Genomic DNA, 25141 nt, shown 5'->3' with positions numbered 1-25141 from the left:
GATCGTCGCCTAGAACATCGGCGTCTGCACCGGGTCCAGCAGGCTGCGCCCGCCATCGACATTGATGATCTGCCCGGTCACGAAACCTGCGCCGTCGCTGACCAGATACAGCACCGCATCGGCCAGTTCGTCCGACCCGGCGATGCGGCCCATCGGAGTGCCCTTGATGATATCCTCGCGCAGGCTGGGATTGTCCCGCAGCGCCGCCTTCAGTTCCGATGTCATCACCGAGCCGAAGGCCACCGAATTCACCCGGATACGGTGCGGCGCCAGCGCCAGCGCCAGCGCCCGTGTCGCCTGATCCTGCGCGGCCGAGGCGATGGAATAGGCCAGCAAGTCGGGATGAGGGCGCTGCGCCGCCAGCGTGGTCAGGTTCACGATGGCCCCTGCCATCTTGGTCGCGTCGTCCTCTGCCGCCTGCTGGATCATCCGCTTGGCGACGATCTGCGACATCCGCAGCCCCGCCAGCAGGTTCTGGCGCAGCATCTCCTCCAGGTCGGCCTCGCTGCATTCCAGCGGCTTGTTGAGCTTCAACAGACGGTGGGCATTGACGAGGATATCGACCCGGTCAAAGGCCACCAGCGTCGCAGACAGCAGGTTCGCCGTCGACAGCCGCTGCGACATGTCGGCGCTGAAGCGGCGCACACGCGGGTCGTCACCAAAGCGCGCCATCTCGTGATCCAGCGCCGATTCGTCGCAATCGGCCAGCATGACATTGGCGCCGCGTTCGTAAAGCGCGCGGGCGATCGCCAGCCCGACGCCATGGCCGGCGCCGGTGACGATGGCGGTTTTCCCTTCAAGCGTGGTGCTCATCGCGTTCTCCTGTTGCGGGCGCCCGCGCCGGTGGCGGTGAGGACCTTGAAGCGGTTGTCGCCGCCGATTTCTGCGACTTCGGCGAAGTGCCGGGCAAGCTCCGTCTCATAGGGCAGATGCCGGTTGGCGACCATCCACAGCCGGCCCGCCGTCGTCAGCAGCCCGGCGGCGGCCTGGATGAAGGCCGCGCCCAGCCCCGGATCGGCGGCGCGTCCCGTGTGAAAGGGCGGATTCATGATGACGCCGTTCACCGGTTCGGGCAGGCGGAAACTGCGCGCGTCCGCCCAGTGGAACATCGCGCGCGGGTCGGTGACATTGGCGCGGGCGCATTCCAGCGCCGCATGGTCCGCCTCCACCAGGTGCAGACGGGCAACACCGGGACGGCCCAGAATCTGCGCCGACAACCAGCCCCAGCCCGCGCCAAGATCAACGATTCGGGTGGGCAGCTTTTCCGGCAACGCCGCCGCCAGCATGGCCGATCCGGCATCGACAGATTCGGCGGAAAATACGCCGGGCACAGTGGTGAAACCCGGTGCAGGCGACAGCGGGCGCGCGGCCCAGTCGGCGGGAATACGGCTCGGATTCTCGATCCGCGCGATCTTGCCATGGGCCTTGGACTGCATATCAGAAATGCCGCCGAGCGCCTTGATTTCCTTCAGAACAGACTCGACACCATCGGTCTTCTGCCCGTCGATCCACAAGGCCCCACCCGGCGCCAGATGCGCCGCCGCCGCGGCGATGCGGGCCCGTGCGGCTTCGCGGGCGCGGGGAAGCGTGACGAGGGCGGTGTCGAAGCTTCCCTCGGCGCTTGTCGCGACCCTGAAGCCGCGTGCCTTCAGCGCGTCATGGTGCTGCGCCATGCCCTCGACGATCAGCGTCGAGGCCGGGTCGAAGGGCGACAGATCCTCGGCCCCGTCGGCGCCAAGGATGAGGGCACGCCCCGGCGCGCCCGCGGGGAAGGCCAGTTCCAGTCGCGAAATGCGCATAAGCTATTCTTTTTCCATGGTGCATTGCAGCGGATGCTGCTGGCGGCGCGCGAGTTCCAGCACCTGCGCCACCTTGGTCTCGGCGATTTCATGCGAAAAAACGCCTACGACCGCCAATCCCCTTCGGTGAACTGTCAACATGATTTCAATGGCTTGCGCGTGAGACATGGCAAAAAGCCGCTCCAGCACATGGACCACGAATTCCATCGGCGTGAAGTCGTCATTGAGCAACATCACCTTATACATCGGCGGCCGCTGGCTTTTGGCGCGGGGCTTGACGGCGAGGTCGGTCTCATCGCGGTGGACGGGATCCTGGGGCATGGCAATCAAAATCGGAACATGAGGATGAGCAGGCGAATATAGGGTGTTTTGCCCGCAATGTAACCCCGCACCGCCGTCGAAAGGGCGGCGATTTCCGGCCGAAGCCTCGCGGGAACGTGAAAATGCGTCAAAAGCTAGGTTTCCGGGTGGAAATCTCTGTGCTATTGTCAAAAAATTAACGACGGCCGCTTACAAAACAGGCCGCATCAGGCAGAAGAGATCGAGACAGTGACCATATTCCGCACGTTGTTCCGCGCAGGATTGCTGACGTTTTTCGCGTTCCTGATTCCCCTCGCCGCGCAATCCGCGCCGTTTGCCGCTTTCGTCATGGACGGGCGCACCGGCAAGCAGATTCATGCGCAGAATGCCGATACGCGGCTGCATCCGGCTTCGCTGACCAAGATGATGACCCTCTACATGGCCTTCACGGCGATTGAGCGTGGCCAGGTGCGGCTGGATACCCGGTTCACCGTCTCCTCGCGTGCCGCTGGCGAGCCTCCTTCGCGTCTGGGTCTGCGCGCCGGCCAGCAGATCGAACTGCGCTATCTGATCCGCGCCGCGGCGGTGAAATCGGCCAATGACGCGGCCACGGTGATCGCCGAGAACCTCGGCGGGTCGGTGCCGAAGTTCGCCGGGCAGATGACCGGCATGGCCCAGGCGTTGGGGATGCGCAACACCCAGTTCCGCAATGCGAACGGCCTGACCGAAGCCGGGCATTTCTCGACCGCGCGCGACATGAGCATCCTCGGGCGGCGGCTGTTCTACGATTTTCCGCAATATTACTCGATCTTCTCGCGCCGTTCGGCAGATGCGGGAATCGCTACGGTGCGGTCGACCAACCGGACCTTCCTTGACAATTATGCCGGCGCGGACGGGATCAAGACCGGCTATACCCGTGCAGCGGGCTTCAACCTGACGGCTTCGGCGCAGCGCGGGTCCAAGCGAATCATCGCCACCGTGTTCGGGGGCACCTCGACCGCGCAGCGCAATGCGGTGATGGCTCAGTTGCTCGATATGGGCTTTGGCAAGGCGCCGACCCGCGTGCGCGAAATCAAGCCCGAACCGCCGCAATACATTGTCGAGCGCAAGTCGAGCCGCAAGGTTGCCGAGACGCAGGCCAGTTCGGCCCGCCCGGCTGCCAAGGCCGACGTGCCGGAAACCGTGGTGCAAGCTTCGGTCGCCACCAAAAGCCTGAACTCGGCGTTGAACGAGGCGATGGCGCTCGCGGCCAGTGCGCCCCCCGCGCCGCAGCCGCGCGCTGAACCCGAGCGTGGTGATGCCGTCAGGCTCGCCAGCAGCGCGCGTCCGGCGGCGCGTCCGGGGCGTCTGGCCTCCGCCAGCGCCGCAGCGGATGAGGCGGTCCGCAGCGCAATGGCTGCGCCGACTTCGGACAATACAGGGGGTGGCGTGCTCAGCCAGTCGGCGCGTCCCAAGGCGGCCCCGCGCGCGCGCGCCGCGGCGCCGGTCGCCGTGGCGGCGGCCAGCACCGCAAATGTGGCGGAGTCGCTGGCGGCGGACCTGTCGCTGGAAACTTCGTCGAAGCCGCAGCCCAAATCGGGCACCGTGGTCGTGGGTGATGGCGGCGGATCGGCCCCCGAACCTCGCCCGACCGAGAAGATCGCCCGCGCCTCATCCTCCGGCGGGCAGTCCTGGGGTGTGTCGCTGGGCCGTTTCAAGTCGCGGGGCCAGGCGGATGAGCGTCTGATTCAGGTTGCGATGCAGGAGAATGCGCAGCTTGACGGGGCACTGCGTCATATCCGCGAATCCTCGAAGGGGTTTGAGGCGACCTTCGTCGGCCTGTCGAAATCTGCGGCTGCCAAGACCTGCGCCAGCCTGTCTGCGCAGGGGGAACGCTGCGATGTGACGGCGCCCTGACGGCCAGACCGGCAGAGCGCAGGACATTGAAGGCACCAACGATTGAACCGGAGCCGCCCTTGATGGGGCGGCTCTGATCTTTTGCGGGCCTTATCGGCGCGGGCCGCACGATCCCGACGCTGCCGATGTCAGCTTGAGTGTTACAGCATTTCCGGTCGCATCAGATCTGGGGGGCTGTCGCCATTGGCGAAGGTCTGGATGTTCTCGATCACCCTCTCGCCCATCTCGATCCGGCCCTCGACGGTGGCGCTGCCCATATGCGGCAACAGCACGACATTGGGCAGGTTGCGCAGGCGCGGGTTGGCCTCGTGGCCGTGTTCATAGACATCCAGTCCCGCGCCCGCGATCTCGTCCGCGCGCAGCATCCGGGTCAGCGCATTTTCGTCGATTACTTCGCCGCGCGAGGTGTTGATGACCACCGCCGAGGGTTTCAGCAGCTTCAGCCGGCGCGCGCCCAGAAGATGGAAGGTCGCCGGGCTGTGGGCGACGTGCATGCTGACGATGTCCATGTGGCTCAGCATCCAGTCGAGGCTTTCCCACCAGATCGCGCCGAGCTCGGCCTCGGTTTCCGGGCGCAGGCGGGTGCGGCTGTGGTAATGCACCTCCATTCCGAAGGCGCGGGCGCGGCGCGCCACGGCCTGGCCGATTCGGCCCATGCCGACGATGCCCAGCTTGCGCCCGCCAATGCGGCCGCCCAGAAAGGCGGTAGGCGACCACCCCTCCCAGTTGCCCGATTGCATCACGGCCAACCCCTCGGCCAGACGACGGGTCACGGCGATGATCAGGGCCAGTGTCATGTCGGCGGTGTCCTCAGTCAGCACGCCGGGGGTGTTGGTGACCGTGATCCCCAGCTGGCGGGCATGGTTCAGGTCGATGTGATCGGTGCCGGCGCCGTAATTCGCGATCAGCTTCAGGCGCGGCCCCGCCTGATCCAGCAGCGGCCCGTCAAGTCGATCCGCCAGCGAGGGCACGATGACGTCGTTGTTTTGCAGCGCCTCGACCAGTTCGTCGCGGGTCAGGTGGTGATCGTCTTCGTTCAGTGTGACATCGAAAAGTGCGGACATGCGCGCCTGCACCGGGTCGGGCAAGCGTCGCGTAACGGCCACACGCAGCCGCGAATTGGTGCCGGTCATCGCATCCTCCCTTCCAACTCGGGGCGCATTGCGGCAAGCTTCACCGCATCGGGGCGCAGGCACAAGACCCCGAACGCCGCGCAACGACGCGGCAGCGAGGCAGGCGGCGCAAGTCGCGGAACAACGGCGGCAACGACCGCTGCGAGGGCAGGTAGAGCGGATGGCACATATCTCTCCGTCATTCCGGCGGGCAATTGGCTCGGCGAAGAGATCGGGTTTCGGGCGGGGTCGGCAGGCCTCGGGTCTCGGCGCGGTTTGGCATGGGCTTGGCTGGCGGGCGAAGGCGATGCTGGGGGCAGGGGCGGCGGCATTGGTCTTCAGCGTGCTGGCCCCCGCCCATGCGCTGAGCAATCACGACGCGGCCGCCCCCCAACCGGAAAATCAGGCCGCGCCAGTGGCGATGGCACCTGCCGCGCCCGACCCGGCCGCCGCCGAGGCTGTGATGCCCGAGGTTCCCAGACCGGCGGCGCGCCCGGCGCAGCTTGCCGCCCTTCAGCCCGCACCCGCTGCGGCCGAGGTGGTGCGTGGGCCGGTCACCCGGCTGCCGGTGCCGCGCTATGTCTCGCTGAAGGGCAATGAGGGTAATGTCCGGCGCGGCCCGTCGCTGTCGCATCGCATCGACTGGGTTTTCCGCCATGCCGGGATGCCCCTGCGCGTGGTGGGCGAGTTCGGTCATTGGCGCCGGGTCGAGGACCGCGACGGCGCCGGCGGCTGGGTGCATTACCAGCTGTTGTCGGGTGTGCGCACGGCCATCGTCCAGCAGGATATGGTCGAGTTGCGGGGGCGGCCCGACCTGAATGCCGGCGTCATCGCCGTGGCCGAGGGGGGTGCGATTGTCCGGCTGGGCAAATGCGAAATCAACTGGTGCCAGATTTCTGGCGGGGGCGCGAAGGGCTGGGTCGAGAAGGCCGCCATCTGGGGCGTCGACGCGGAAGAAATTCGCGACTGATTCCTTCTGATTGGCCGGCAACGCGCGCCGCGCACCGAGGGGTTGGCGGCGTGTTTCCTTTCCGGCGGCCGGCGACGCCAACCATGGCCGCGGGGGCGCAACAGCGGCCTGCCGATCACGGCCGAAAACTGTGCGGAAAACTTGCGAAAGCCTCTTGCGCCCTCCGGCCCCCTCGTCTAAATCGCCCCCACGGTCAAAAGACCAACCGGCGCTGTGGTAGCTCAGTGGTAGAGCACTCCCTTGGTAAGGGAGAGGTCGAGAGTTCAATCCTCTCTCACAGCACCATCTTTCCCTCAGGATGATCTGATTTCCTGAATGGTATGTTCACCAGTTTTGCGGGTGCGTGTTGCGGCATGTCGTCCCTGTATGGTCAGAATATGCCATTCATTTCTCAGCCGTCATGCGGCCACGCCAAATTAGGGGGCGATCATGTCTGCAGCATCGGAGAACAGACAGAAACCGGGCGCCATGTTTTCCGGGTTGTCACCGGAACTGCGCCCCGAGGCCTATGTCTTCTGCACCACACCGTCGGCCTCGCCGGTCGGCGACAGGATCGGGCGCGCGATCGCCATCTTTCGCGAAGACGAAGGGCTGACCCTGGTGCTGCGGGTCGAGGATGCGGTTGAATACGGCTTCGACACCAGCCTGCCGATGGCGAGAATCGTGCTCAATGTCTTTTCGGCGCTGAACGGGGTGGGGCTGACGGCTGCGGTCGCCGCGGCGCTGGCGGAGGCGAATATCCCCTGCAACGTCATCGCCGCCTATCACCACGACCATCTTTTCGTCCCCGCGCATCTGGGTCCGCAGGCGCTGGCGCTGCTGGTGGCGCTGCAGCAACAGGCCGAGGGCGAGGGGTGATCCCGCGATGACGGCGAATCCGTATTTCGCCGCAGGGCGGCGCCCGATGGCAGTCAAGGCCCTGCACAGCGGGCGCAACTATCTTGCTTGCAATATTGCCCTTGTATGAGGCAACTTGTCCGCAGGAACGGTTCCGCCAGAGCGGACCATTGTCCAACAGGAGATAAAGAATGAAGAAAATTATCGCACTCAGCCTGGGCGCCATGCTGATGGGCTCGGCTGCTTCGGCTGCGAATCTGGTGTATTGTTCCGAAGGTTCACCCGAAGGTTTTGACCCGGCGCTGTACACGTCGGGGACCACGTTTGACGCCTCGGCGCGCAACGTGATGAACGGGCTGGTGGAATTCACGCATGGCGAAACCACGGTCGAGCCGGGCCTGGCCGAAAGCTGGGAGGTCAGCGATGACGGGTTGGAATACACGTTCAAGCTGCGCAAGGGCGTGAAATTCCACACCACCGACTTCTTTACCCCGACCCGTGATTTCAACGCTGATGACGTGATTTTCACGTTTGAACGCCAGGGCAAGACCGACAGCCCCTATCATCAGATGACGCCGGGCGCGAGCTACGAGTATTACAACTCGATGTCGCTGCCGGATCTGATCAAGTCGATCGAGAAGGTCGACGACTATACGGTCAAATTCGTGCTGAACCGCCCCGATGCGCCGATGATCGCCAACCTCGCGATGGCCTTCGCCTCGATCGGGTCGAAAGAATATGCCGACAAGCTGATCGAAGCCGGCACGCCCGAGCTGTTCAACCAGCAACCCATCGGCACCGGCCCGTTCAAATTCGTTGGCTATCAGAAGGACGCGGTGATCCGCTACGTGCGCAACGACGACTACTGGCAGGAGCCGGCGGCGATCGAGAACCTGATCTTCGCGATCACGCCCGACGCCTCGGTCCGGTTCCAGAAGCTGAAGGCCGGCGAATGCCAGGTCATGGCCTATCCGAACCCGGCCGATCTGGAAGCGATGAAATCCGACCCGAACATCAACGTGATGACCAAGGAAGGTCTGAACGTCGGTTATCTGGCCTATAACACCAAGCAGCCGCCGTTCGACAAGCCCGAGGTCCGCAAGGCCCTGAACCAGGCCATCGACAAGCAGGCCATCGTCGATGGTATCTTCCAGGGTGCGGGCGCAGTCGCCAAGAACCCGATCCCGCCGACCATGTGGTCCTATAACGACGCCATCGTCGATGATGTCTATGACCCGGAAGCGGCCAAGGCCGCGCTGGAAGCCGCCGGCGTCAAGGACCTGTCGATGAAGATCTGGGCGATGCCGGTGCAGCGTCCCTATAACCCGAACGCCCGCCGCATGGCGGAGATGATGCAGGCCGATCTGGCCAAGGTCGGGGTGAAGGCAGAGATCGTCTCCTACGAATGGGGCGAGTATCTGGAACGCTCGAAAGCCGAGGATCGCGACGGTGCGGTTCTGCTGGGCTGGACCGGCGACAATGGCGACCCGGACAACTTCCTGGCCGTGCTGCTGGGCTGCGACGGGGTGGGCGACGCCAACCGCGCGCAATGGTGCAACGAGGAATTCGACGGCATCATCAAGCAGGCCAAGGAAATCTCGGATCAGGATGAGCGCGCGAAGCTCTATGAACAGGCGCAGGTCATCTTCAAGGAACAGGCTCCGTGGAACACCATCGCCCATTCGGTGGTGAACGAGCCGATCAGCTCCAAGGTGCAGGGCTACAAGATCGATCCGTTCGGCGGTCACGTCTTCTACGGTGTCAGCCTGGCCGAATAAGCGCTACACTTCAGTTGAGCGGCCGGGTGGCGATACGCTGCCCGGCCGCATCGTTTTCGTATTTCGCCAAGCCCGGGGCCACCGATGCTGAGCTTTCTCACCCGTCGATTGCTGACCTTCGTGCCCACCTTCATCGGTGTCACGCTGATCGCTTTCGCCTTCATCCGCCTGTTGCCGGGCGATCCCATTCTGCTGATGGCCGGTGAACGCGGCGTCAGCGCCGAACGTTATGAACAACTGCGCGCGCAGTTCGGCTTCGACAAGCCGATGTGGCAGCAATATCTGGATTACGTCTGGGGAATTTTCCACGGCGATCTGGGCACCTCCTTCGTGACCAAGAAGCCGGTGCTGACCGAGTTCATGTCCCTGTTCCCCGCAACGGTCGAGCTGGGGCTGTGCGCCATCATCCTGGCCACGATCATCGGCATTCCGGCCGGCGTCATTGCCGCCGTCAATCGCGGCAAGTTCTTCGATCAGGCGCTGATGTCCACCGCCCTGGTCGGCTATTCGATGCCGATCTTCTGGTGGGCGCTGCTGCTCATCATCGTCTTTTCCGGCTGGCTGGGCTGGACGCCGGTTTCGGGTCGCATGGGGCTGATGTATTTCATCAATGGTCCCACCGGCTTCATGCTGATCGACAGCCTGCTGTCGGGCCAGTCGGGTGCCTTCCGCTCGGCGGTGACGCATCTGATCCTGCCGACCATCGCGCTGGCGACGATCCCGCTGGCGGTGATCGCGCGCCAGACCCGTTCGGCGATGCTGGAAGTGCTGGGCGATGATTACGTTCGCACGGCCCGCGCCAAGGGTCTGTCGCCCGCCCGCGTCAATGGCGTCCATGCGCTGCGCAACGCGCTGATCCCGGTCGTCACGGTGATCGGTCTGTCGGTCGGCACGCTGCTGGCGGGGGCGATCCTGACCGAGACGATCTTTTCCTGGCCCGGCATCGGCAAGTGGATGGTCGATTCGATCTTCCGCCGCGACTATCAGGTGGTGCAGGGCGGCCTGCTGCTGATCGCGCTGGTGGTGATGGTCGTCAACCTGATCGTCGACCTGCTCTATGGCCTGATCAACCCCAAGATTCGAAAGGGCTGAGACATGACCGATTCTGCCAGCCAACCCGTCCCGCAACAAACCTTCAAGGCGCCGCCCTCGCGGCTGCGCGAATTCTGGTCCTCGTTCCGCGAGAACCGTGGCGCGGTCATCGGGCTGTTCGTGTTCCTGGGCTTTCTGGTGGTGGCGCTGCTGGCGCCGGTGCTGGCGCCCTATGCCCCTGACGCGCAGTATCGCGACGCGCTGCTGGTGCCGCCCTTCTGGCAGGAAGGCGGATCCACCCGCTTCCTGCTGGGCACCGATGCGCTGGGTCGCGACCTGCTGTCGCGGCTTATCTTCGGCGCGCGTTACAGCTTCTTCATCGGCCTGATCGTGGTCACGCTGGCCACCACCTGCGGGGTGCTGCTGGGCGTCATCGCGGGCTTTGCGCCGACCTGGCTCGACACGCTGATCATGCGGCTGATGGACATCGTTTTGTCCTTCCCCAGCCTGCTGCTGGCGCTGGTTCTGGTCGCCATCCTCGGGCCCAGCCTGCTGAATGCGATGATCGCCATCGCCATCGTGCTGCAGCCGCATTTCGTGCGCCTGACCCGTGCCGCCGTGCTGACCGAGAGATCCAAGGATTACGTGACCGCCGCCCGCGTGGCCGGCGGCCGGAAACTGCGGATCATGTTCCGCACCGTGCTGCCGAACTGTCTGGCGCCGATCATCGTGCAGGCAGCGCTGTCCTTCTCGACCGCCGTTCTGGACACCGCGGCGCTTGGCTTTCTGGGCATGGGCGCGCAGCCGCCGACGCCGGAATGGGGCACCATGCTGGCCGAATCGCGCGAGTTCATCCTGCGCGCCTGGTGGGTCGTGACCTTCCCCGGCCTGTGCATTCTGGTCACGGTTCTGGCCATCAACCTGATGGGCGACGGTCTGCGTGACGCGCTCGACCCGAAACTGAAGCGGAGCTGAGCCATGGCCCTTCTGGAAATCCGCAATCTCTCTGTCGAATTCGCCACCCATTCGGGCAAGTTCCGGGCGGTGGACGGGGTCGACGTGACCGTCGATGAAGGCGAACTGCTGGCGATCGTGGGCGAATCCGGCTCCGGCAAGTCGGTGTCCATGCTGGCGCTGATGGGGCTTCTGCCCTGGACCGCCACCGTGACCGCCGACAAGATGGAGTTCGACGGCCACGACCTGCGCAAGATCTCGGCCCGCGCGCGGCGCCGGATCATCGGCAAGGACATCACCATGATCTTTCAGGAACCGATGTCCTCCCTGAACCCGGCCTTCACCATCGGCTGGCAGATCAAGGAAACGCTGCGCAAGCATACCGATCTGAACCGCAGCCAGCGGCAGGACCGCGCGGTCGAACTTATGCGGCAGGTGGGCATCCCGGCGCCCGAAAAACGCCTTCAGGCCTATCCGCATCAGCTGTCGGGCGGGATGAGCCAGCGCGCCATGATCGCCATGGCGCTGGCGAACAAGCCCAAGCTGCTGATCGCCGACGAACCGACGACGGCGCTCGACGTGACCATTCAGGCGCAGATACTGGAACTGCTGACCGATCTGCAGAGGGACGCGGGCATGGCGCTGGTGCTGATCACCCATGATATGGGCGTGGTGGCCGAAACCGTGCAGCGGGTGCAGGTGCAATATGCCGGCCAGCGGGTCGAGCTGCAGGAGGTGGACGGGCTGTTCGAAAACCCGCATCACCCCTATACGGCGGCGCTGCTGGCGGCGCTGCCCGAACGGGCGACGGAAAAGCGGCTGCCGACCATTCCGGGTGTCGTGCCCGGCCAGTTCGACCGCCCGCATGGCTGCCTGTTCTCGCCGCGCTGCCGATTTGCCGATGCGCGCTGCATCGCTGAACGTCCACGGCCGGCGTCCGCCGATCTTGGCTATGCGCTGTGCCACTATCCGCTGATTGATGGCCTGCCCACCGGCAAGGAGACCGCCGCATGAGCGAACCGATCCTCACCGCAACCAACCTGAAACGCCATTACGAGGTGAAGGGCGGTTTCATGAAGCCCAACGCCATTGTCCGCGCGCTCGACGGGGCCAGCTTTACGCTGACACCGGGCAAGACGCTGGCCGTGGTGGGCGAATCGGGGTCGGGCAAGTCGACGCTGGCACGTGTCGTCACCATGATCGAGGCGCCCACCGATGGCGAGCTGATCATCGGTGGCCGCAAGATCGGCCCCGAAGGCGCCAGCCGCGACCGCGACCTGCGCGCCATGGTCCAGATCGTGTTTCAGGACCCTTACGGCAGCCTGAACCCGCGGCAGACCATCGGCCAGACCCTGATGGAGCCGCTGCTGCTGAACCGCCCCGAAATCGGCGCGGCGGAACGCGAAAAGCGCGCCCGCGAGATGCTGGGCATGGTCGGCCTGCGCCCCGAACATTTCGAGCGTTATCCGCACATGTTCTCGGGCGGGCAGCGCCAGCGCGTCGCTGTGGCCCGCGCCCTGATGCTGGAGCCGAAGATTCTGGTGCTGGATGAACCCGTGTCCGCACTGGATCTGTCGATCCAGAGCCAGGTGCTGAACCTGCTGATGGATCTGCAGGAGCGGATGGACCTGGCCTATCTGTTCATCAGCCACGATCTGTCGGTGGTGCGCCACCTTGCCGACGAGGTGCTGGTCCTCTATCTGGGCCAGCCGGTCGAGATCGGCCCGAAGGAGCAGATCTTCGAGCATCCGCGCCACCCCTATACCAAGGCGCTGCTGTCGGCGACGCCGGTGGCCGATCCCCTGATGCGCAAGGAGCGGATCAAGCTGAAGGGCGAATTGCCCTCGCCGATGAACAAGCCCGAAGGCTGTTCGTTCAACCCGCGCTGCTGGCGCAGGCTGGATATCTGCACCACGGTCGAGCCGGAGCTGCAGGGGCATGGGCATTGCTATGCCTGCCACAATCCGGTGCCCGAGGACGAGACGGCTGCGGCCTGATGGACGCGGGGGGCCGGGCTATCGGGCCCGGCCATCCGCCAGCGCTTGACGCTGCCGGGGCGGCGCGGCAATCAAGTCGCATGATTGATGTCCGCCCCGTCGCCCACACCATCGGCAGGATCAGCGTGGCCCTTGGGGCGATGATGGTTTTCCCGACTCTGATCGACTATGCGGCGGGCGATCCGAACTGGATCCGCATGGCGCAATCCATGGTGCTGGTGGTGGTGATTTCGGCCATGGTGGTGGCGGCCACCGCATCGGCAGAGCGCAGCCTGACCATCGAACAGAGTTTCCTGCTGACCTCGGGCCTGTGGCTGGTGCTGCCCTTGATCGGGGCGGTGCCGATGATGATCGGCGCGCCGGGGCTGAGCTTTACCGACGCTTTCTTCGAATCCATGTCGGGGCTGACCACGACCGGCACCACCGTCATCCCGCAGCTGGATACGCTGCCGCCCGGCGCGAATATGTGGCGCGCCATCCTGCAATGGTCGGGCGGCCTCGGGATCGTGGTGGTGGCGATGGTGTTCCTGCCGGTGATGAAGGTGGGCGGGATGCAGTTCTTCCGCTCGGAAGGGTTCGATACCCTAGGCAAGGTGCTGCCCCGTGCCGGACAGATCGCGGCGGAAATGACCTGGATCTATCTGGCCATCACCGTGGCCTGCGCGGGACTGTATATGGTTACCGGCATGGGCTTCTATGACGCGGTTTTCCACGCCCTGACGACCTGTTCCACGGGCGGATTTTCCAACTACGATGCCAGCTTCGGCAAGTATATCGGGCCGGCCGAATGGGTGTCGTCGGTCTTCATGGTGCTGGCCTCGATCCCGTTCGTGCGGATGATTCAGGCCGTGCGGGGCGATCCGCTGCCGCTGTGGCGTGACACGCAGGTGCGCACCTATCTGCGCTGGATCCTCTATGCGGTGGGGGCGATCGTCATCTACCGGATGCTCTATATGGACCAGACCGCGCAGCCCTGGGACATCCTGCGCGAGACGACCTTCAACGTCATCACCATCTTTTCGGGCACCGGTTTTGCCTCGACCAATGTGCTTGACTGGGGGCATCTGCCTTTTGCGATTCTGTTCTGTGTCGCGCTGATCGGCGGCTGCACCGGCTCGACCGGCTGCTCGGTCAAGATCTTCCGCTATCAGGTGCTGTTCGAGGCCGTGCGCGCCCAGATCAAGCGGATGCAGTCGCCGCACCGTCTGTATCCCCTGCGCCTCGGCGGCAAGCGGCTGGAGCCTGACGTGATCGACTCGGTCATGGCCTTCTTCACCCTGTTCATCCTGACCTTCGGGCTGCTGATCGTGGGGCTGGCGCTGACCGGGCTGCATCCGAAAACCGCACTGACAGGCGCCTGGACCGCCATCGCCAATGTCGGACCCGCCTGGGGCCCCGAGATCACCGCGAATGGCAGCATCGAACAGTTCCCGACATCGGCCAAATGGCTGATGAGTTTCGGCATGTATCTGGGCCGGCTGGAACTGGTCAGCGTCTTCGTCCTGCTGCTGCCGCGCTTCTGGCGGGTCTGAGCCAGACATATGCAAAAAGGGCGCCTTTGCGCGCCCTTTTCGGTCTGCCATTCTTGTTTGACGCCCTGGGTCGCCGTCAGTTTGCCGGTGTCACCGCAGGGGTTTCTGCGGTCGCCCCTTCGGTCGTCCCGTCAGCGGTCCCTTCGCCGGCCACCGGGGCGGCCGTTTCCGCGTCGCGCACCGCACGCGTCGGCATGGCGCGGGCAAAGCTGTCGCGAATCTCGGCGGCGACGCGGGGGGCGTTCTGCGCATCCTCGACCGGCCAGATCAGCACCCAGCCTTCGACCTGGCCATCGGCCACGCGCGCCTCGGCCCGCCCGATATGGGTCTCGTTCTGGCCCGACAGCGTGGCCTTGCCCTTGCTGCTCACCCGCTCGGGCGCGGGCACCCAGCCAAGCGCGGTGACCAGCCCCATCATGTCCAGCATTTCCTGCTGGCCGCCGGGCTGCGAGAACAGGATCAGCGCCGCGCCCGATTCGTCCTTGGGACCATAGATCGACAGCGCGCGCTCGGTCCGCTCATGCGCGAGGCGCTGCATTGGCGCGGTCAGCGACAACCCGGTATAATCGTCCGTCAGGGGCGCCAGCCCCATCTGCCCGCGCCAGGCCTCGCGCGCCTCTGCCAGCGCGCGCATCGCCAGCGCCGGATCGGCCGAGCTGCGTTGCGACGCCACCCCGGCGGCGATGGCCGCGCGGGTCTGCGGCCCGGACTTGCCGTCCACCTCGCCATCATAGATGCCGACCCATTTCAGCAGTTCCTGCACCTCGGCCAGCGGTGGCATTTCGGGCGGCGTTTCGGGATTGGCGGGCCAATCGGGCGTGGAGCCGGGGGTGAGGTTGCTGCCCATCTCGGTCAGGGGCGAGACCAGACTATCCTCGGGGATCGCCTTGCCTTCCGCCAGCGCCTTCCGCCATTGGTCCGAGGCCGCCTCGCTCAGCGGGCCTACAGCAATGGCGAACCAACCATCGGGCAATTGCCACAGGCCGGCCTCGGGGATGGTTTCGCGCCATTTGGCGAGCGCGGTATCAGCCTCGGCACGGTCCTGAAAGGCTTCAAGGCGGATGAAACGGTCAGGCGCGGGCGGCGTTGGCGCCGCAACCGGGTCGGAAGGGGTGGCAACCCCGGCGGTCGAGGCGCCGGCCGCGGTTCCCGTGGCGGTCCCGGCGGCGGGATCGGTGACGGGTTCTGAAACGCTGGTGTTGGCGGTCCGGTCGACGCCCCCGTCGGGAAGGGCGGTGGGGGTGATCCCCTCGGCCGGGGTCAGCAGGCTGTCACCGGGGATGGTGCCGGCTGCCTTCAGGGCGGCGATGCGGGTCTCGGCCTCCTCGCGGGGCATCGGTCCAAGCGCGATCGCCGTCCAGGTGGCGTTCAGCGGAAAGACCACCGCCGGCAGATCGCCCACGCGGTCCTGCCAGCCGGCGGCGGCGGTCATCGCAGCTTCGGCGCCGCGCTTGGCCTCGATGCGGATATAGACATCCTCGGCCGCGGCCACCCCCGGAAGCGCCACGCTCAGCAGCAGAATGGCAAGTCGTTTCATCATGTATCCCGTCAGCTTGTTATCCGCACCGTGCCGGTCCGATTGACCATGGCCCGCGCCGCGCCTAGAACACGCGGGCGTTCCGGCAGACATACGAAAAAGGATGCCCCCATGACCAGCCCCAGCAGCCATGACAAGCCGCGATGTTTCCAGGATGTGATCCTGCGGCTTCAGAACCACTGGGCCAAAAGCGGCTGCGCGATCCTGCAGCCCTATGACATGGAGGTCGGTGCCGGCACCTTCCATCCCGCGACCACGCTGCGCTCGCTGGGGCCGCGGCCGTGGGCTGCGGCCTATGTCCAGCCCTCGCGCCGCCCGACTGACGGGCGCTACGGCGAGAACCCGAACCGGCTGCAGCATTACTATCAGTATCAGGTCATCATCAAACCCTCGCCGCCGGACCTGCAGGAACTGTATCTGGACAGCCTGCGCGCCATCGGCCTTGACCCGATGGCGCATGACGTGCGCTTCGTCGAGGATGACTGGGAATCCCCGACGCTCGGCGCCTGGGGGCTCGGCTGGGAGGTCTGGTGCGACGGGATGGAGGTCAGCCAGTTCACATATTTCCAGCAGGTCGCGGGCTATGACTGCAACCCGGTCTCGGGCGAGCTGACCTACGGGTTGGAGCGTCTGGCCATGTATGTGCTGGGCGTCGAGCATGTCATGGACATGCCCTTCAACGATCCTGACAGCCCGATCCCGCTGACCTATGGCGACATCTTCCGCGAGGCCGAACGTGAATACAGCCGCTGGAATTTCGAGATCGCCGATGCCGCGATGCTGTTCCAGCATTTCAGGGACGCCGAGGCCGAATGCGAACGCATCGTCAGCGCGCCGCCCGAAGACAGCGCCGGGCGGCATATCCTGATGGCCCAGCCCGCATACGATCAGGCCATCAAGGCCAGCCACCTGTTCAACCTTCTGGATGCGCGCGGCGTCATCAGCGTCACCGAGCGCGCCGACTACATCCGCCGCGTGCGCGCGCTGACCAGGAAATGCGCCGATCTGTTCATGCAGACGCCGCTGGGGCAGGGCGTGGCATGAGCGCGGGAAAAATCATGGCTTCGATGATCGTGCTGTCGGCGCTGCTGGCCGGCCTCGCGGTCTATTATCTTCAGGTCTACGGCTTCTATACGCCCGTCGACGAGGCTGCGGGGGCGGCCGAACTTCATGCCGTTGCCGACGACATGCAGCCGATCCCGCTGGCCGTGACCGAGTTTCGCGGCATCGACGCCGAAAGCTCCCCGCTGCGGTATCGGTCCTGCTTCCGCATCACCGACATGTCCGCGCTGGAAAACGCCCGCCCCTTCGACGGCGCGACGCCGCTGGTTGGACCAAACTGGTTTTCCTGCTTTTCCGCCAAGGCCCTGACCGCCGATCTGGAATCCGGGGCGGCCACGGCCTATCTCGGCCAGTCGGAAATCCACCCGGATGTGGACCGGGTGATTGCCGTCTATCCCGATGGCCGCGCCTTTGCCTGGCACCAGATCAATGACAAGACCCCCGAACGCGGAGTGATGGACTGATGGCCGACCTTCTGATCGAGCTTTTCTCGGAGGAAATTCCGGCGCGCATGCAGCCGAAGGCCCGCGAGGATCTGAAGAAGCTGGTGACCGACGGGCTGGTCGAGGCCGGGCTGACCTATGCCAGCGCCGGGGCCTTTTCGACCCCGCGCCGTCTGGCGCTGTCGGTCGAAGGGCTGACCGATGCGTCGAAAGCGGTCAAGGAGGAACGCAAGGGCCCCCGCACCGATGCGCCCGAAAAGGCGCTGGAGGGCTTCTTGCGTTCCACCGGGCTGACAAAGGACCAGCTGGAAATCCGCGACGAGAAGAAGGGGCAGGTCTATTTCGCCGTGCTGAACCGCCCCGGCCGTCCGGCAGCGGAAATCGTGGTCGAGGTGCTGGAAAAGACCATCCGCGATTTCCCGTGGCCGAAGTCGATGCGTTGGGGCAGCGGTTCGCTGCGGTGGGTGCGCCCGCTGCATTCGATCCTGTGCATCCTGTCGGATGAGGCGGGTGCGCAGGTCGTGCCGCTGGACGTGGACGGCATCAGGTCGGGCGACACGACGCGCGGGCACCGCTTCATGGCGCCCGACGCCTTCTCCGTCACGAATTTCGACGATTACGCCGCCAAGCTGCGCCGCGCCAAGGTGATGCTGGACGCGGGCGAACGCGAGGCCGCGATTGCGCAGGAAGCGGCAAATCTGGCCTTCGCGCGCGGCTGGGAGATTGTCGAGGACAAGGGTCTTTTGACCGAGGTTGCAGGTCTGGTCGAATGGCCGGTGCCGCTGATGGGCGCGATCGGGGAACGCTTTCTCGCGCTGCCGCCCGAGGTGCTGCAGACCTCGATGAAGGAGCATCAGAAATTCTTCTCGGCCCGCAACCCCAAGACCGGCCGGATCGAGGGCTATGTCACCGTCGCTAATATCGAGGCCCCCGATGACGGCGCCCTGATCCTTGCCGGCAACCAGCGTGTGCTGGCGGCGCGGCTGTCGGACGGGCTGTTTTTCTGGGAGAACGACCTGCGCGAGGCGAAATCGGGCATGACGGATTGGGCCGAGGGGCTGAAATCCGTGACTTTCCACAACAAGCTGGGTTCGCAGGCTGATCGCGTGGCCCGCATTGCGGCGCTGGCGCGCGAGATTGCGCCTTTGGTGGACGCCGATCCTGCGCAGGCCGGGGAAGCGGCAAGGCTGGCCAAGCTGGACCTGCGGTCCTCGATGGTGGGCGAGTTCCCGGAATTGCAGGGTGTGATGGGGCGATATTACGCGCTGGCGGCGCTGAAGGACCGCGAAGCGGACGAACGCACCGCTATCGCGGATGCCGCCCGCGACCATTACTCGCCGCTGGGGCCGTCGGATGACGTGCCGACCGCGCCGGTCTCGGTCGCCGTGGCGTTGGCGGACAAGATCGACACGCTGACCCGCTTCTGGGCGATTGATGAAAAGCCCACCGGGTCGAAGGACCCGTTTGCGCTGCGGCGGGCGGCGTTGGGGGTTATCCGCCTCCTAGAAAGCAATGAGCATAATATTGATCTATACGCATTTTTGGTAAAGCTGATTGGTCAATTTCTCGAGGAACCTCGCATCGGTGTTTTTCGAGATGTCATCGGTGGCTATGCAAAGATCATTGAACAAGAGCCAGGCCTTGCTGAGCAATACAGTCCGCTTGAGTTACTTGAGCAGCATCGAGGCGAGCTATCAGCATATAATCAACAGAGATATGCGGAGTATATACGCAACAACCCTATGTCGGAAATCTCGATGGATGTCGTGCTGGACCACATGGATGGGTGGCATCGCAACACAATTGACGAACTTGACCGCAAAGCGCGCGACCTCCTCTCCTTCCTCCACGACCGCCTCAAAGTCTATCTCCGCGACCAAGGCATCCGCCATGACGTGATCGACGCGGTGCTGGCGCTGCCCGGCAATGACGATCTCGTGCTGGTCACGCGCCGGGCCACGGCGCTGAACGACATGCTGGGAACCGAGGATGGCAAGAACCTGACCCAGGGGCTGAAACGCGCTGGAAACATCCTTGCGCAGGCCGAGGAGAAGGACGGCGTCGAATACTCCTTCGGCGCGGACCCGAAATTCGCCGAAACAGACGAGGAACGCGCCCTGTTCGCCGCCCTCGACGCCGCCGAACCGGGGATCCGCAAGGCCACGGCATCGGAAGACTTCCCCGCCGCCATGGCTGCCATTGCCGGGCTGCGCGCCCCCATCGACGCGTTTTTCGATACGGTGCAGGTCAATACCGACAGCCAGGTCACCCGCCGTAACCGGCTGAACCTGCTGCACCGCATCCGCGAGGCGGGCCGCCAGATCGCCGATTTCACCCGCATCGAGGGGTAACGCCTTCGCGGGGCCGTGGACTCCGGCCCCGCGCATCACTAGATCAGGGCCAAACGCCCACGGAACGCGCGCCCGAGGAACATCATGCCGACGCTTAACGACATCCGCTCGACCTATCTCGATTTCTTCAAACGCAACGGCCATCAGGTCGTGGCCTCCTCTCCGCTGGTGCCGCGGAACGATCCGACGCTGATGTTCACCAATTCGGGCATGGTGCAGTTCAAGAACCGTTTTACCGGCGTCGAGAAGGGCGATTACCAGCGCGCCACCTCGGCGCAGAAATGCGTGCGCGCGGGCGGCAAGCACAATGACCTCGACAATGTGGGCTATACCGCGCGCCACCATACCTTTTTCGAGATGCTGGGGAATTTCAGCTTCGGCGATTACTTCAAATCCGATGCGATCCCCTTCGCATGGGAATTGCTGACCAAGGATTTCGGCATCCCCAAGGACAAGCTGCTGGTCACCGTCTATCACACCGATGACGAGGCGGCGGCCCTGTGGAAGAAGGTCGCGGGCCTCAGCGACGACCGCATCATCCGCATCGCCACCGACGACAATTTCTGGCGCATGGGTCCGACCGGCCCCTGCGGTCCCTGCACCGAGATTTTCTACGACCACGGCCCGTCGATCTGGGGCGGCCCGCCCGGCAGCGCGGAAGAAGATGGCGACCGCTTCATCGAGATCTGGAACCTCGTCTTCATGCAATACGAGCAGTTCGAGGACGGCTCGATGCGCGATCTGGACATGCAGTCCATCGACACCGGCATGGGCCTGGAACGCATCGGCGCGCTGCTGCAGGGCAAGCACGACAATTATGACACCGATCTGATGCGTTCGCTGATCGAGGCTTCGGCCCATGCGACCAGTTCCGACCCCGACGGGCCGGGCAAGGTCCATCACCGGGTGATCGCGGACCATCTGCGCTCGACCAGCTTCCTGATCGCGGACGGGGTGATGCCCAGCAATGACGGGCGCGGTTATGTGCTGCGGCGCATCATGCGCCGGGCAATGCGGCACGCGCATATGCTGGGGGCGCAGGATCCGGTGATGTACAAGCTGGTGCCCTCGTTGGTGCGCCAGATGGGCGCGGCCTATCCCGAGCTGGTGCAGGCCCAGTCGCTGATCGAGGAATCGCTGCGCTCCGAGGAAACCCGGTTCCGGCAGACGCTGGACCGCGGGCTGCGGCTGCTGGACGACGAACTGGCGAAGCTGCCCGAGGGCGCGAACCTGCCCGGCGAGGCGGCGTTCAAGCTGTATGATACCTATGGTTTCCCGCTGGACCTGACGCAGGACGCGCTGCGCGAGAAGGGCCGCTCGGTCGACACCGAGGGATTCGACCTGGCCATGGACGAGCAGAAGCGCAAGGCGCGGGCCGCCTGGGCCGGCTCGGGCGAAACCAAGGACGCGGCGATCTGGTTCGAACTGGCGGAAAAGCACGGCGCGACCGAGTTCCTCGGTTACGATACCGAAACCGCCGAGGGTCAGGTTCTGTCGCTGGTCCGCGACGGCGCGGCGATCGAGGTCGCCAAGGAGGGCGAGACCGTCCAGATCGTGGTGAACCAGACGCCTTTCTATGCCGAAGCCGGCGGGCAGGTCGGCGATATGGGGGTGATCCAGACCGAATCCGGCATGGTGCGGATCTCCGACACCAAGAAATCGGGCGGCGTCTTCATTCATGTCGGTGAAGTGACCATGGGCCAGATCTCGCGCGGGCAGGCCGCCAAGCTGGAGGTCGATCACAACCGGCGCGGGGCGATCCGGGCCAACCACTCGGCCACGCATCTGCTGCACGAAGCGCTGCGCCGCACGCTGGGCGATCACGTCGCGCAGCGCGGCTCGCTGAATGCGCCGGACCGGCTGCGCTTCGATTTCAGCCATAATCATGCCGTGACCGGCGAGGAACTGGCGAAGATCGAGGGCGAGGTGAACGATTTCATCCGCCAGAACTCGCCCGTCGAGACCCGGATCATGACCCCCGACGATGCCCGCGCCATCGGCGCGCAGGCGCTGTTCGGCGAGAAATATGGCGATGAGGTTCGCGTCGTCTCGATGGGCAGGCAACTGGGTTCGGGCAAGGGTGCGGATGGTCAGACCTATTCGCTGGAACTCTGCGGTGGCACCCATGTCGGGCGTACCGGCGATATCGGCATGTTCGTGCTGCTGGGCGACAGCGCCTCGGCGGCGGGGGTGCGCAGGATCGAGGCGCTGACCGGCCAGGCGGCGCTGGATCAGCTGCGCAATTCGGACGCGCAACTGGCCGAAATCGCGGGCCTGCTGAAGGCGCAGGCGGGCGAGGTCGTCACCCGCGTCAAGGCGCTGTCGGACGAACGCAAGGCGCTGGAACGCGAGCTTGCGACGCTGAAACGCCAGATGGCGATGGGCGGCGGTGACGCGGCGAAGGATGTGGCGGGCGTCAAGTTCATCGGCCGCAAGGTCGAGGGCGTGTCCGGCAAGGAACTGGCGCCGCTGGTCGAGGAGATGAAGCAGAAGCTCGGCTCGGGCGCGGTGGTGCTTCTGGCCGAAGCCGACGGCAAGGCCACGGTCGCGGCGGGCGTGACGGGCGATCTGGTCGACCGCATCAGCGCGGTGACGCTGGTGCAGGCGGCCATCGCCGCGCTCGGCGGCAAGGGCGGCGGCGGCCGGCCCGACCGCGCGCAAGGCGGCGCACCCTCGCTGGACGCCGCCGAAGCGGCGCTGGCAGCGGCCGAAGGCGTGGTCGCCGCGGCCTGAGGCGACCGGAAATACGGCAAGTTGAACGGGTCATCTGCGGAAGCGGATGATCCGTTTCCATTTCTGTGCTAGCGATTGGAAAATGACACCGCAAAGGCGGGGATTGGGGCAGTCGCATGTGTCGTTGGGCAGCGTATATCGGGCAACCGATCTTTCTCGAGGATATCGTCTCGCGCCCCGGCCATTCGCTGGTCCATCAAAGTGTCAGCGCCATGCGCGGCCATACTCCGGTCAATGGCGACGGCTTTGGACTGTGCTGGTATGGCGAACGGGAGGAGCCGGGCCTGTACCGCGATACCATGCCCGCATGGTCGGACCCGAACCTGAAAAGCCTGGTTGGGCAGGTGAAATCGGGCCTGTTCATGGCCCATGTCCGCGCCTCGACAGGCACCGCGACCAGCCGCAACAATTGCCACCCCTTCGCCGTCGGCCGGTGGAGCTTCATGCATAACGGCCAGTTCGGCGGCTATACCGACTGGCGCCGCTCGGCCGAAATGATCATCCCCGATGCGTTCTACGCCCACAGAAAGGGCGCCACCGACAGCGAGGCGCTGTTTCTGATCGCGCTCGGCCACGGTCTGGACCGCGATCCGAAAGGCGCGATGAATCGCGCGGTGGCAGAGATGGAGGCGCTCGCCCGCGCCCGCGGCACGCTGCCGCATGTGCGGGTGACGGCGGCGTTTTCGGACGGGAACCGCCTCTACGCGCTGCGTTATGCCTCGGATGATGCGGCGCCTACGCTTTTTCACCGCTGGTCCGACACGCGCGGCGGCCGCGCCGTGGTGTCCGAGCCGCTGGAACCCGATGAATGCGACTGGCTTGAGGTTCCCCAGGGGTCGTTCTGCGTTTTCGAGGGCGATGCCGTCAGCATGACGCCCTTTGCCCCGGCCGTTGCAGCCGTGGCGTGACGCGGCCCCACAACGGCTGCGCCGCCTTCATGGCTCAAGCCGGTCCGCCGTCCATTCCGGCCGCTCTGCCGGATATGTGCGGCCCGCCAAGGGCGGACAACACCGGTTTACAGCCTGATGCGAGAGATCAGACCCGCAGCAGCGTGGCGGTCAGAGCCAGATCCGGTCGCGGAAGACGTAATAGGGGATCTGGGCGCGGGTGATGCCCAGCTTGGCCAGTTCAGCGTCGGATTTGTTTTCCAGCGCCGTCAACTGGTCGAGGCGCGAGCGCAGCTCCATGGATTGCTGCATGTTCTGACCGAGACGGTTCAGAAGTGCGCCGAGCCAGGCGCGAAAGCCGGTGCCGATGGCGGCGGGTTGGTTGGTGGTTTGAACAGACATTGGAAACCTCTGCGATTGTGCCGAATGGTTTCCTCCCTTGAGATGAAATTAGGACAGGGCGGCTGATATATCCAGAATTTTCGCTGCAATGCAGCTTTGCGTCAGGCGGGATGCTGCCAAATCAGGCATAAATCAGGCATTTGCGTCAGCGCCGAATACGCTTTCCCCCCCGCCGCGAGGCGATTATACGGGCTGCGGCATTCTTGATTGCGAAAAGGAAAGCAGCATGGCCAATGTGGTGGTTGTCGGCGCGCAGTGGGGCGACGAAGGCAAGGGCAAGATCGTCGACTGGCTGTCGGAGCGGGCCGAGATCATCGCCCGCTTTCAGGGCGGCCATAACGCGGGGCACACCCTGGTCATCGGCGGCAAGGTCTACAAGCTGAATGCGCTGCCCTCGGGCGTGGTGCGCGGTGGCAAACTGTCGGTCATCGGCAATGGCGTGGTGCTGGACCCCTGGCATCTCATCAAGGAAATCGCCGCGATCCGGGAACAGGGCGTGGACGTGTCCCCCGAAAACCTGCTGGTCGCCGAAAACACGCCGCTGATCCTGCCCTTCCATGGCGAGCTTGACCGGGCCCGCGAAGCGCAGAACAGCGTCGCGCGTATCGGGACCACCGGCCGCGGTATCGGTCCCTGCTATGAAGACAAGGTCGGCCGCCGCGTGGTGCGGGTGGCGGATCTGGCCGATGACGAGACGCTGCAGCTGCGCGTTGACCGCGCGCTGGTTCATCACAACGCATTGCGTGCCGGTCTGGGCATGGACCCCATCGACCGCGAGGTGGTGCTGGCCAGCCTGCGCGAAATCGCCCCCGAGATCCTGAAATACGCCGCTCCGGTCTGGAAAATCCTGAACGAGGCGCGTCGCGCCGGCAAGCGCATCCTGTTCGAAGGGGCGCAGGGCAGCCTTCTGGACATCGATTTCGGGACCTACCCCTATGTCACCTCGTCGAACGTCATCGCAGGGCAGGCCGCGACCGGCACTGGCTTGGGGCCGAGCGCGGTCGATTTCGTGCTGGGCATCGTCAAGGCCTATACCACCCGTGTGGGGGAAGGCCCGTTCCCGACCGAGCTGTTCGACGAGGACGGCCAGCGTCTGGGCGAGCGCGGCCATGAATTCGGCACTGTGACCGGGCGCAAGCGCCGCTGCGGCTGGTTCGATGCGGTGCTGGTGCGGCAGACCTGTGCGATCTCGGGCGTGAACGGCATTGCGCTGACCAAGCTGGACGTGCTGGACGGGTTCGAGACGCTGAAGATCTGCGTGGGCTACGAAATCGACGGCGAGACCTATGACTATCTGCCGACCGCCGCCGCCCTTCAGGCCAAGGTCACGCCCATCTACGAGGAGATGGAAGGCTGGCAGGAATCGACCGCGGGCGCGCGCAGCTGGGCCGATCTGCCGGCGGCGGCGATCAAATATGTCCGCCGCGTCGAGGAGCTGATCCAGTGCCCCGTCGCCCTGCTGTCGACCAGCCCGGAACGCGACGACACGATCCTGGTCACCGATCCGTTCGAGGATTGA

At 65.1% G+C, this 25141-nt stretch carries 21 protein-coding genes and 1 tRNA gene; 16 read left to right on the top strand and 6 right to left on the bottom strand.

Annotation, left to right across the window (positions count from 1 at the left end; all coding sequences use genetic code 11):
• Nucleotides 1-9: 9 nt before the first annotated feature.
• The 3 genes from H1S04_RS03740 to clpS are packed head-to-tail and all read right to left on the bottom strand — an operon-like array spanning nt 10 to nt 2120.
• Nucleotides 10-813: an SDR family NAD(P)-dependent oxidoreductase gene (locus H1S04_RS03740; protein WP_181744196.1), complete on the bottom strand. Its 804-nt coding sequence runs from the start codon at nt 811-813 to the stop codon at nt 10-12.
• A complete protein-coding gene (locus H1S04_RS03735; RefSeq protein ID WP_181744195.1) occupies nt 810-1799 on the bottom strand; it encodes a class I SAM-dependent methyltransferase in 990 nt (329 codons plus the stop codon). The genes H1S04_RS03740 and H1S04_RS03735 overlap by 4 nt, the downstream gene beginning before the upstream one ends.
• Before the next feature lie 3 nt (nt 1800-1802).
• A complete protein-coding gene (clpS, locus tag H1S04_RS03730; protein WP_181744194.1) occupies nt 1803-2120 on the bottom strand; it encodes an ATP-dependent Clp protease adapter ClpS in 318 nt (105 codons plus the stop codon).
• Between the two features lie 228 nt (nt 2121-2348).
• Here clpS and H1S04_RS03725 point away from each other — a divergent pair, with 228 nt between their 5' ends.
• Nucleotides 2349-3995 carry a D-alanyl-D-alanine carboxypeptidase family protein gene (locus H1S04_RS03725; RefSeq protein ID WP_298945907.1) on the top strand — a complete coding sequence of 549 codons (1647 nt, stop codon included), beginning with the start codon at nt 2349-2351 and terminating at the stop codon, nt 3993-3995.
• 140 nt (nt 3996-4135) lie between these two features.
• On the opposite strand, the gene H1S04_RS03720 is transcribed toward H1S04_RS03725, so the two are convergent.
• Complete coding sequence (locus tag H1S04_RS03720) at nt 4136-5128, bottom strand: D-glycerate dehydrogenase (RefSeq protein ID WP_181744193.1); 993 nt, start codon at nt 5126-5128, stop codon at nt 4136-4138.
• A gap of 442 nt (nt 5129-5570) precedes the next feature.
• Between H1S04_RS03720 and H1S04_RS03715 the strand changes: the two genes are divergently transcribed.
• The 9 genes from H1S04_RS03715 to H1S04_RS03675 all read left to right on the top strand — a co-directional run bounded on the left by H1S04_RS03715 (nt 5571) and on the right by H1S04_RS03675 (nt 14207).
• On the top strand, nt 5571-6077 hold the full coding sequence (locus H1S04_RS03715) for an SH3 domain-containing protein (RefSeq protein WP_181745386.1): 507 nt from the start codon (nt 5571-5573) through the stop codon (nt 6075-6077).
• Between the two features lie 210 nt (nt 6078-6287).
• Nucleotides 6288-6362 (top strand) — tRNA-Thr (locus tag H1S04_RS03710).
• Nucleotides 6363-6506: 144 nt separating this feature from the next.
• Nucleotides 6507-6935 (top strand): ACT domain-containing protein, encoded by a 429-nt coding sequence (locus H1S04_RS03705; RefSeq protein WP_181744192.1) that lies wholly within the window; start codon nt 6507-6509, stop codon nt 6933-6935.
• 170 nt (nt 6936-7105) lie between these two features.
• Nucleotides 7106-8692, top strand: coding sequence for an ABC transporter substrate-binding protein (locus tag H1S04_RS03700; RefSeq protein WP_181744191.1), 1587 nt, complete (start codon nt 7106-7108; stop codon nt 8690-8692).
• 84 nt (nt 8693-8776) lie between these two features.
• Nucleotides 8777-9784: an ABC transporter permease subunit gene (locus H1S04_RS03695; protein ID WP_181744190.1), complete on the top strand. Its 1008-nt coding sequence runs from the start codon at nt 8777-8779 to the stop codon at nt 9782-9784.
• A 3-nt stretch (nt 9785-9787) separates the two neighbouring features.
• On the top strand, nt 9788-10699 hold the full coding sequence (locus tag H1S04_RS03690) for an ABC transporter permease subunit (protein ID WP_181744189.1): 912 nt from the start codon (nt 9788-9790) through the stop codon (nt 10697-10699).
• A 3-nt stretch (nt 10700-10702) separates the two neighbouring features.
• Entirely contained in the window at nt 10703-11692 is a 990-nt protein-coding gene (locus H1S04_RS03685; RefSeq protein ID WP_181744188.1) for an ABC transporter ATP-binding protein, read from the top strand.
• Entirely contained in the window at nt 11689-12675 is a 987-nt protein-coding gene (locus H1S04_RS03680) for an ABC transporter ATP-binding protein (RefSeq protein WP_181744187.1), read from the top strand. Before H1S04_RS03685 ends, H1S04_RS03680 begins: the two co-directional genes overlap by 4 nt.
• Nucleotides 12676-12755: 80 nt before the next feature.
• The gene (locus H1S04_RS03675) at nt 12756-14207 is read left to right on the top strand and encodes a TrkH family potassium uptake protein (RefSeq protein WP_181744186.1); all 1452 of its coding nucleotides are present in this window, start codon (nt 12756-12758) and stop codon (nt 14205-14207) included.
• A 76-nt stretch (nt 14208-14283) separates the two neighbouring features.
• Here H1S04_RS03675 and H1S04_RS03670 read toward each other — a convergent pair whose 3' ends face one another.
• Nucleotides 14284-15744: a peptidoglycan-binding domain-containing protein gene (locus H1S04_RS03670; protein WP_181744185.1), complete on the bottom strand. Its 1461-nt coding sequence runs from the start codon at nt 15742-15744 to the stop codon at nt 14284-14286.
• 111 nt (nt 15745-15855) lie between these two features.
• Here H1S04_RS03670 and H1S04_RS03665 point away from each other — a divergent pair, with 111 nt between their 5' ends.
• The 5 genes from H1S04_RS03665 to H1S04_RS03645 all read left to right on the top strand — a co-directional run bounded on the left by H1S04_RS03665 (nt 15856) and on the right by H1S04_RS03645 (nt 23241).
• Nucleotides 15856-16788, top strand: a complete 933-nt coding sequence (locus tag H1S04_RS03665; RefSeq protein WP_181744184.1) for a glycine--tRNA ligase subunit alpha — start codon at nt 15856-15858, stop codon at nt 16786-16788.
• On the top strand, nt 16785-17270 hold the full coding sequence (locus H1S04_RS03660; protein ID WP_181744183.1) for a DUF6446 family protein: 486 nt from the start codon (nt 16785-16787) through the stop codon (nt 17268-17270). The genes H1S04_RS03665 and H1S04_RS03660 overlap by 4 nt, the downstream gene beginning before the upstream one ends.
• A complete protein-coding gene (gene glyS / locus H1S04_RS03655; protein ID WP_181744182.1) occupies nt 17270-19600 on the top strand; it encodes a glycine--tRNA ligase subunit beta in 2331 nt (776 codons plus the stop codon). The genes H1S04_RS03660 and glyS overlap by 1 nt, the downstream gene beginning before the upstream one ends.
• Nucleotides 19601-19684: 84 nt before the next feature.
• Nucleotides 19685-22333: an alanine--tRNA ligase gene (alaS, locus tag H1S04_RS03650; protein ID WP_181744181.1), complete on the top strand. Its 2649-nt coding sequence runs from the start codon at nt 19685-19687 to the stop codon at nt 22331-22333.
• Between the two features lie 116 nt (nt 22334-22449).
• The gene (locus H1S04_RS03645) at nt 22450-23241 is read left to right on the top strand and encodes a class II glutamine amidotransferase (RefSeq protein ID WP_181744180.1); all 792 of its coding nucleotides are present in this window, start codon (nt 22450-22452) and stop codon (nt 23239-23241) included.
• Nucleotides 23242-23391: 150 nt separating this feature from the next.
• On the opposite strand, the gene H1S04_RS03640 is transcribed toward H1S04_RS03645, so the two are convergent.
• Entirely contained in the window at nt 23392-23622 is a 231-nt protein-coding gene (locus H1S04_RS03640) for a hypothetical protein (protein ID WP_181744179.1), read from the bottom strand.
• A 226-nt stretch (nt 23623-23848) separates the two neighbouring features.
• Between H1S04_RS03640 and H1S04_RS03635 the strand changes: the two genes are divergently transcribed.
• Nucleotides 23849-25141: an adenylosuccinate synthase gene (locus H1S04_RS03635; RefSeq protein WP_181744178.1), complete on the top strand. Its 1293-nt coding sequence runs from the start codon at nt 23849-23851 to the stop codon at nt 25139-25141.

It is taken from the genome of Paracoccus sp. S1E-3 (genome assembly GCF_013868135.1).
Classification (GTDB): Bacteria; Pseudomonadota; Alphaproteobacteria; order Rhodobacterales; family Rhodobacteraceae; genus Paracoccus.
This window is presented reverse-complemented; position numbering and strand designations above follow the sequence as displayed.

Bases quoted from the DNA above. Each gene is read 5' to 3' on its own strand.
- clpS (WP_181744194.1), bottom strand. From the start codon at position 2,120: ATGCCCCAGGATCCCGTCCACCGCGATGAGACCGACCTCGCCGTCAAG.
- H1S04_RS03700 (WP_181744191.1), top strand. From the start codon at position 7,106: ATGAAGAAAATTATCGCACTCAGCCTGGGCGCCATGCTGATGGGCTCG.
- H1S04_RS03675 (WP_181744186.1), top strand. From the start codon at position 12,756: ATGATTGATGTCCGCCCCGTCGCCCACACCATCGGCAGGATCAGCGTG.
- H1S04_RS03670 (WP_181744185.1), bottom strand. From the start codon at position 15,744: ATGAAACGACTTGCCATTCTGCTGCTGAGCGTGGCGCTTCCGGGGGTG.
- H1S04_RS03685 (WP_181744188.1), top strand. From the start codon at position 10,703: ATGGCCCTTCTGGAAATCCGCAATCTCTCTGTCGAATTCGCCACCCAT.
- H1S04_RS03695 (WP_181744190.1), top strand. From the start codon at position 8,777: ATGCTGAGCTTTCTCACCCGTCGATTGCTGACCTTCGTGCCCACCTTC.
- H1S04_RS03735 (WP_181744195.1), bottom strand. From the start codon at position 1,799: ATGCGCATTTCGCGACTGGAACTGGCCTTCCCCGCGGGCGCGCCGGGG.
- H1S04_RS03720 (WP_181744193.1), bottom strand. From the start codon at position 5,128: ATGACCGGCACCAATTCGCGGCTGCGTGTGGCCGTTACGCGACGCTTG.
- H1S04_RS03665 (WP_181744184.1), top strand. From the start codon at position 15,856: ATGACCAGCCCCAGCAGCCATGACAAGCCGCGATGTTTCCAGGATGTG.
- H1S04_RS03640 (WP_181744179.1), bottom strand. From the start codon at position 23,622: ATGTCTGTTCAAACCACCAACCAACCCGCCGCCATCGGCACCGGCTTT.
- H1S04_RS03740 (WP_181744196.1), bottom strand. From the start codon at position 813: ATGAGCACCACGCTTGAAGGGAAAACCGCCATCGTCACCGGCGCCGGC.
- H1S04_RS03645 (WP_181744180.1), top strand. From the start codon at position 22,450: ATGTGTCGTTGGGCAGCGTATATCGGGCAACCGATCTTTCTCGAGGAT.
- H1S04_RS03690 (WP_181744189.1), top strand. From the start codon at position 9,788: ATGACCGATTCTGCCAGCCAACCCGTCCCGCAACAAACCTTCAAGGCG.
- glyS (WP_181744182.1), top strand. From the start codon at position 17,270: ATGGCCGACCTTCTGATCGAGCTTTTCTCGGAGGAAATTCCGGCGCGC.
- H1S04_RS03715 (WP_181745386.1), top strand. From the start codon at position 5,571: ATGCCCGAGGTTCCCAGACCGGCGGCGCGCCCGGCGCAGCTTGCCGCC.
- H1S04_RS03680 (WP_181744187.1), top strand. From the start codon at position 11,689: ATGAGCGAACCGATCCTCACCGCAACCAACCTGAAACGCCATTACGAG.
- alaS (WP_181744181.1), top strand. From the start codon at position 19,685: ATGCCGACGCTTAACGACATCCGCTCGACCTATCTCGATTTCTTCAAA.
- H1S04_RS03635 (WP_181744178.1), top strand. From the start codon at position 23,849: ATGGCCAATGTGGTGGTTGTCGGCGCGCAGTGGGGCGACGAAGGCAAG.
- H1S04_RS03660 (WP_181744183.1), top strand. From the start codon at position 16,785: ATGAGCGCGGGAAAAATCATGGCTTCGATGATCGTGCTGTCGGCGCTG.
- H1S04_RS03705 (WP_181744192.1), top strand. From the start codon at position 6,507: ATGTCTGCAGCATCGGAGAACAGACAGAAACCGGGCGCCATGTTTTCC.